Annotated in this window: 8 protein-coding genes and 1 pseudogene; 2 read left to right on the top strand and 7 right to left on the bottom strand. The window is 72.6% G+C overall.

The genetic code is table 11. The features are described 5' to 3' along the window. Positions 1-21: 21 nt before the first annotated feature. The 5 genes from H1A17_RS23325 to H1A17_RS23345 are packed head-to-tail and all read right to left on the bottom strand — an operon-like array spanning position 22 to position 2,734. Positions 22-501, bottom strand: coding sequence for a Uma2 family endonuclease (locus tag H1A17_RS23325; RefSeq protein ID WP_194822894.1), 480 nt, complete (start codon positions 499-501; stop codon positions 22-24). After that, positions 498-839, bottom strand: a complete 342-nt coding sequence (locus tag H1A17_RS23330; RefSeq protein ID WP_228544088.1) for a hypothetical protein — start codon at positions 837-839, stop codon at positions 498-500. Before H1A17_RS23330 ends, H1A17_RS23325 begins: the two co-directional genes overlap by 4 nt. Beyond that, on the bottom strand, positions 836-2,029 hold the full coding sequence (locus tag H1A17_RS23335; protein ID WP_194822895.1) for a WXG100 family type VII secretion target: 1,194 nt from the start codon (positions 2,027-2,029) through the stop codon (positions 836-838). Before H1A17_RS23335 ends, H1A17_RS23330 begins: the two co-directional genes overlap by 4 nt. Next, positions 2,026-2,346 (bottom strand): type VII secretion target, encoded by a 321-nt coding sequence (locus tag H1A17_RS23340; protein WP_145919931.1) that lies wholly within the window; start codon positions 2,344-2,346, stop codon positions 2,026-2,028. The genes H1A17_RS23335 and H1A17_RS23340 overlap by 4 nt, the downstream gene beginning before the upstream one ends. Then, positions 2,333-2,734: a YbaB/EbfC family DNA-binding protein gene (locus tag H1A17_RS23345; protein WP_194822896.1), complete on the bottom strand. Its 402-nt coding sequence runs from the start codon at positions 2,732-2,734 to the stop codon at positions 2,333-2,335. Before H1A17_RS23345 ends, H1A17_RS23340 begins: the two co-directional genes overlap by 14 nt. 290 nt (positions 2,735-3,024) lie before the next feature. On the opposite strand from H1A17_RS23345, the gene H1A17_RS23350 reads away from it, so the two are divergent. After that, complete coding sequence (locus H1A17_RS23350) at positions 3,025-3,666, top strand: hypothetical protein (RefSeq protein WP_194822897.1); 642 nt, start codon at positions 3,025-3,027, stop codon at positions 3,664-3,666. Between the two features lie 146 nt (positions 3,667-3,812). Further along, positions 3,813-5,279, top strand: coding sequence for an SDR family oxidoreductase (locus H1A17_RS23355; protein WP_194822898.1), 1,467 nt, complete (start codon positions 3,813-3,815; stop codon positions 5,277-5,279). 23 nt (positions 5,280-5,302) lie between these two features. Here the strand turns inward: H1A17_RS23355 and H1A17_RS23360 are convergent, their stop codons facing one another. Next, entirely contained in the window at positions 5,303-5,674 is a 372-nt protein-coding gene (locus H1A17_RS23360; RefSeq protein ID WP_145919935.1) for a hypothetical protein, read from the bottom strand. Positions 5,675-5,720: 46 nt separating this feature from the next. Next, a pseudogene (locus tag H1A17_RS23365) lies at positions 5,721-6,172 on the bottom strand (DNA polymerase IV); the annotation flags it as partial.

Consider the following 6,172-nt stretch of genomic DNA (forward strand, 5'->3'; position numbering starts at 1 on the left):
GGGCACCGGGTTCCGGTGGTGTCAGCCGAGATCGTGTTCTGCCGGGTCGGTGTTGAGGACCCAGGCGAGCGGCATGGTTGCCCGCAGGGTGTAGCGATTGCCGTCCAGATGGTGCACCGTCTGAGCCTGATCTTGGTCGACCATCCAGTACTGGGGAATTCCAGCGGCGGCGTACTCACTGCGCTTCGTTACGGTGTCCACGCCTTCGGAACCTGGCGAGACGACCTCGATGACGAGCAGCACGTCGGCCACCGGAAGCCAGACCCCGTCGGCCTGTTCCTTGCTCCACACCACCAGGTCGGGGATGCGTCCACCGACCCCACCGTGCCGTCCCGGGATGCGTAACCCGACCGCCTGGGCGAGCCACAGCATCAGCCGGGTCGCGATGACGGCATGTGAGTATCCCGGCGGCGTAACGATGGAGAGGACGCCACCAGGACTGCTCTCGTACCTGTGGTATTCGTCAGCAGCCATCATCGCGGTGAGGTCGTCAAGCGTCATGATCTCGTCTTGCCTGGGTCTGGATCAGCCGAGTACGTGGCGTCCACCAGTTCCTGGAGGTGGCGGAGAACTTCGGTCTTGTGGTCGTTCTCCGGGAGATCCTCCTTGCCGGCTTCCACCAGGCCGCGTCGCCAATGACCGAAAATCTCCACCTGCGCGCTGGGGGGCAGTTCATGGACCCAGACAGAGCCGAGGTTGTTGTCGACGATCTCCTGGAGTTGGTCGGCGACCTGCCTGTCGGAGAGCCTCGAGACGAGGAACTCCAGCGTCCAGTCGAACAGACCGCCGGTCGCCGTCCAATCGACGCCGGGCTTCAGCACGATGAGGCCAGCCATCATTTCCCCACAATGAACACTCGCGGGCCGAGGCCGCGATCGGCTATGAACCGCTCGATCGTAGCGATCTGCTCCGCTGAGAACCGCGAAACGTCAACCGGTACGAGGTCGGCCTTGGTCAGGTGTCGCTCGATCTGGTATTGCAACTGAGGCCACTGCTGGTCGAAGTAATGGCCCGGAAAGTTGCCGACCGCATCGTAGGTACGGCCGTTGCTGTCGACCCAGTCGGCGGACGAGTTCTGCGGGGCCCGGGTCAGCGTCACGTCCAGCTCCCGCTCCAGCCGGGCTGCTGTTTCGGCCTCACCGGGCCGGAACCTGCCCGTGGCCGGATCCATGCCGAGCTGACGGAGCCGTTGGTCCTCGTCGAGACGCGGTGGATCGGCACGGCGAGGAGGCTCGGCAGGCGGCCTGTTCCTTCCGTTAGCTGGGCCTCCGTTGCGGAGCCGGTTGAGGGCCTGTTTGAGTTTCTCGATGAGGTCGCCGAGGCGGCGCAGCTCCGGCAGCAGCCGTCGCAGGCTGGCCAGCAACCCGCGCAGCAGCCGGGCGATCCGCGCCGCCCACGATCCCACCAGCGTGGTCACCTGCTCCACCACCCACGGCGTGGCGAGACCGCCGGTGGCGAGCAGTTCGCCCGCGTACACGACGAGGCGGGAGACGCAGGCGGCGATGGCGTCGCGGACGAGGAGCCGGACGGCGGCGACGAGGCCGGCGGCGCCCTCGGTGGCGGCGGCGAGGGTGTCGGCGCCCTCGGCGAGGCCGGTGATCGCCCGCTGCTGCTCGGCGGCCCAGGCCCGGTAGGCGGTGCCGGCGCTGCCACCCCAGCCGGCGACCTCGGTACGCACCGCGTGGGTCAGTTCGGCGGCGTCCTGCCGGAGGGCTGCGGCGACGTTGCGCCAGGTCTGGGCGTGGGCGGTGATCTGTGCCGGGTCGCCGGCGAGCCAGTCCAGGGCTTCGCTGAGCGGTCTGACGTGCTCGATGAGCCAGGCGATGCCGTACTGGAGCAGCGCGCCGACCGGGTCGGAGACGAGGGCGAGGGCGTCCAGTCCGGCGCTGACCACGCCGAGGCTGCCGTCGATCCAGCTTCCGCTGCGGACGCCCCGGGCGATGAGTTCGATGTCCTCGCAGATCCAGATCCCGGCCCACGCGCTGGGGCCGGCGTCCGACGCCGTGGCGACCAGCGGGTTGCCGGTCACCGACCGTCCCGTATCCGGTCGAGGTGTCGGGCGGCCCGGGTGTCGGCGGCCCGGTAGCCCGCGGCGCCGGACCGCAGCTTCGCGGCGGTGTCACGGACCGAACCGGCGGCGGTGCCGACGCCGTCGACCAGGGTCTGCTGGAGGCCGTCGAGCAGCACCGGCATGATCGCGCAGAGTTGCCCGTACGCGTCGGCGTCGAGCCGGACGTGCCGGCCGGCCCGGCGGGCGGTGTCGAGGCTGTCGGCGCAGCGGTCGAGGTGGGCGGCGTGCCGGTTCAGGTCGTCCGGGTCGACCCGGAGGCCGTCACCGGTGGGCATCCGGCGTGCCTGGCCCGGCGTGGAGTCGCCGCCGGTGGGACTCGATGATCGCCTGGGTGGCCGGGTCGTCGGCGCCGAGGGCCCGGGTGGTGGCCTCGGTGAGCTGCCGCAGCAGGTCGGTACGGGCCGCCCGGGTGGTCGCCATGATCTGCCGGGCGGTGTGGGCGGCGGAGTGCTGCCGGGTCTGTTCGTCGAGCCGCAGGTCGACCAGCAGACCGGTGGAGTCGACGGTGACCTCGATGGTGCGGTCGGAGCTGCGGGCGGTGCCGGTCAACGCCTGCGCGCTGGCCGACAGGGCGCGCGCCCGTTCCGCCTGCCCGGCGAGCAACGACTCCCATTCGTCGAGCCGGCGTGCCGCCGCGTCCAGTGTCGTCTCGTCCGCCCACATCCGACCCTCCCCAGGGGACATCGGCCGCCGATGCCACCTTGCCCGGTGGTGTCGGCCCGCCGTGGTCGGCCGACCCGACGTCACCGACACGGTAGCAACCGGTTACGCGCGGCAGTGTCCCGTCGGGGACGGCCCCGACAGCCGGCGGTGCCGGTGTCCGCCCACCGTCGCCTCCCGGTCGGGAGGGGCGGGGGTTGCCGGGCGGCCTCCGACCGTCCATTATGCTCACAGCGCGTATCGGCAACGATGCCGTCGGTAGTCGCGCGCTCCGTGAGTGAAGGGAATCCCGCGTGAACTGGATCGCCCGGACGGGCCTGCCGCTGCGGCGGCGGGGCCCGGGAACGACCACCCCCCTGCGCACCGTGTTGGCCGCCCTCGCCGTCCTGGTCGCGGGGGTGGCCGCCACGCTCACCGTCGCCACGCCGGCCAGCGCCGCGACGACGACGATCTGCAAGAGTTCACCGATCCCCGCCGGCTACGTGATCGTGGCGGAGGGTTCGTCGGCGTCCTGCCCGTACAGTTTCCCCAACACCTGGACCATCACCACCCCGTCGACCACCTCGACCACCGTGGTGTGCAAGGCCTCCGCCATCCCGACCGGCTACGTGATCGTGGCGGAGGGTTCGTCGGGGTCCTGCCCGTACAGTTTCCCCAACACCTGGACGATCCGCATCCCACCCACCGGTTCGGCGAGCGTGGTGTGCAAGGCGGCGACCCTGCCGACCGGGTTCGTGATCGTGGCTGAGGGCTCGTCGGGGTCCTGCCCGTACAGCTTCCCGAACACGTGGACCATCACCACCCCGTCCACCACCGGCATCACCACGATCTGCTCGGTGTCGCCCATTCCGGCCGGGTACGTCGTGGTGGGCACCGGCTCGTCGGGGTCCTGCCCGTACAGCTTCCCGAACACCCGCAGCATCAAGCTGCCCTGACCTGTGGGGCGGTCCCGCCGGCCGGCGGTGGCCCAGCTCACCGCCGATGTCAGGCGCGGACGTCGCGTCGGCCCGGCCCGGGTGCGTAGAGTTCCCGGGTCGGGCCGGCGGTCGGCCCCGGACGCGAGGGCGGGACGATAGCGGACATGACGGTGGACAACGTCGGACAACCGGTCCCCGACGCCGGCACCCCCGGTGTCGACCAGGGTGACCTGGCGGCCGCGCTGCGGGTCTTCGCGGCGCTGGAGTCGCTGCCCAGCGACCACCCGGACGTGGTGCGGGTGCAGCGGGCCACCGCCCGGCTGTTCAAGATGGTGAAGCAGCGGCGACGCGAGGAGCGGCGGGACGCCGTCCTGGCGCACGACCGGGCCGTGACGGCCGCCACCGCCACCGGCGCCCCGGGGCGGATCGACGACGAGACCAAGGGCATCCCGCTGGCCTCACCCACCGCCGGGGACACCGCCGGAACGCTGATCAACCCGCGCGGCTGCTACATCTGCAAGACCCGGTACCGCCAGGTGGACGCGTTCTACCACCAGCTCTGCCCCGACTGCGCCGCCGTCAACCGGGAACGCCGCGACGCGCGGTGCGACCTGACCGGGCGGCGGGCCCTGCTCACCGGGGGCCGCGCCAAGATCGGCATGTACATCGCGCTGCGCCTGCTGCGCGACGGCGCGCACACCACGATCACCACCCGGTTCCCGCACGACGCGGTCCGCCGGTTCACCGCCATGCCGGACAGCACCGAGTGGCTGCACCGGCTCCGGGTGGTCGGCATCGACCTGCGCGACCCCGCCCAGGTGGTGGCGCTGGCCGACTCGGTCGCCGCGCAGGGCCCGCTGGACATCCTGATCAACAACGCCGCGCAGACCGTACGCCGCACCCCCGGCGCGTACGCCCACCTGGTCGCCGCCGAGTCGGCGGCGCTGCCCGACGGGCCGCTGCCGGAACTACTCACCTTCACCGGCGGCCGGGGCGTCACCCTGGCGCTGCCCGAGGGCACCCTGCCGACGCCCACCATCGCCCCGCACGCCCTCACCGCGCTGGCGTTGACCGGCCGGTCCGCGACGCCGGAGCGGATCGCCGCCGCCACCGCCGTCGACGCCGGTGGGCTCGCCCCCGACCTCGGGGACACCAACAGTTGGGTGCAGCGGGTGCACGAGGTCGACCCGGTCGAGCTGCTCGAGGTGCAGCTGTGCAACGTGACGGCCCCGTTCGTGCTGGTCAGCCGGCTCCGGCCGGCATTGGCCGCCGCACCGACCGGGCGGGCGTACGTGGTGAACGTGTCGGCGATGGAGGGGCAGTTCGCCCGGGGCTACAAGGGGGCGGGGCACCCGCACACCAACATGGCGAAGGCGGCGCTGAACATGCTCACCCGCACCAGCGCCGAGGACATGCGCGCCGACGGCATCCTGATGACCAGCGTCGACACCGGGTGGATCACCGACGAGCGCCCGCACCCGACGAAGATGCGCCTGGCCGACGAGGGGTTCCACGCCCCGCTGGACCTGGTCGACGGAGCCGCCCGGGTGTACGACCCGATCGTCCGTGGCGAGCGGGGCGAGGAACTGTACGGCTGCTTCCTCAAGGACTACGCCCCCTGCGCCTGGTGAGCGCCCCGGGGCGGCCTGCGCGGTCAGGCCACCCGGGGGACCGGCAGCATCCCCCGGTGGGCGGTGCCCGAGATGTCGCCGGTCTGGTCGACGGCCGGTGGCCGGGGCGCGACCCGGGTGGGGGCTCCGGTGGGGGCGGGTGGCCGGGAGACGGGCGGGACGGCCGGCAGCACCGTGGTCGGGGTGAGCGACGCCTCCACCTCGGCCAGCACGGTGCGCAGCCGGGACACGTCGTCGACGGCCATCCGGAACGACCCCCGGCAGGTCGTGCCGCTCCACAGGGACAGCACCACCGCACCCCGCTCCGGGTGGTAGCTGACCCGCATCGTCCGTTCGTCGCCCCGTACGTCGGTGAACAGGTCACCGAAGCTGGGCATCGGCAGTACCTCTCCCATCGACCCAGCATGCCCGAGCCGACGGGGCCGGGGAAGCCCCGACGGATCAGTCGGGCAATCGGGGCATCTCCAGACCGGGGCGACGGCCGAGCAGGGTGGCCCGGGTCAGCGCCGCCGCGCCGAACCGGTCCCGGACGGCGTCGACGGCGGTGTCCAGCTCGATCTCCCGGTCGGGGGTGAACGGCAGTTCGGGCTGGACCGGGGCGTCGTCGAGGTTGCCCACCGCCACCCCGACCAGGGTGATCCCCCGTCGGTCCAGCTCGGGCTGGGCGGCCCGCATCAGCGACCGGGCGGCGGCCAGCAGCGACGCCGTGCGGTCGGTGGCCCGGCGCAGGGTCCGCGACCGGGTGGCCGCGGTGTAGTCGGCGAACCGCAGCCGCAGGGTCACCGTCCGGCCGGCCCGGCCGGCGGCCCGCATCCGGCGGGCCACCCGGTCGACCAGCCCGGCCAGCGTCGCGTCGACGTCGGCGGGGGAGTGCGGCCCGGCCCCCAGGGCGT

The organism is Micromonospora sp. S-DT3-3-22 (assembly GCF_015354745.1).
GTDB classification, from domain to species: Bacteria; Actinomycetota; Actinomycetes; order Mycobacteriales; family Micromonosporaceae; genus Micromonospora; species Micromonospora wenchangensis.

What these genes read in the sequence shown, in the direction of transcription:
- H1A17_RS23340 (WP_145919931.1), bottom strand. Translation starts at nt 2,346, where the DNA reads ATGCCCACCGGTGACGGCCTCCGGGTCGACCCGGACGACCTGAACCGG.
- H1A17_RS23355 (WP_194822898.1), top strand. Translation starts at nt 3,813, where the DNA reads ATGACGGTGGACAACGTCGGACAACCGGTCCCCGACGCCGGCACCCCC.
- H1A17_RS23360 (WP_145919935.1), bottom strand. Translation starts at nt 5,674, where the DNA reads ATGGGAGAGGTACTGCCGATGCCCAGCTTCGGTGACCTGTTCACCGAC.
- H1A17_RS23330 (WP_228544088.1), bottom strand. Translation starts at nt 839, where the DNA reads ATGATGGCTGGCCTCATCGTGCTGAAGCCCGGCGTCGATTGGACGGCG.
- H1A17_RS23325 (WP_194822894.1), bottom strand. Translation starts at nt 501, where the DNA reads ATGACGCTTGACGACCTCACCGCGATGATGGCTGCTGACGAATACCAC.
- H1A17_RS23345 (WP_194822896.1), bottom strand. Translation starts at nt 2,734, where the DNA reads ATGTGGGCGGACGAGACGACACTGGACGCGGCGGCACGCCGGCTCGAC.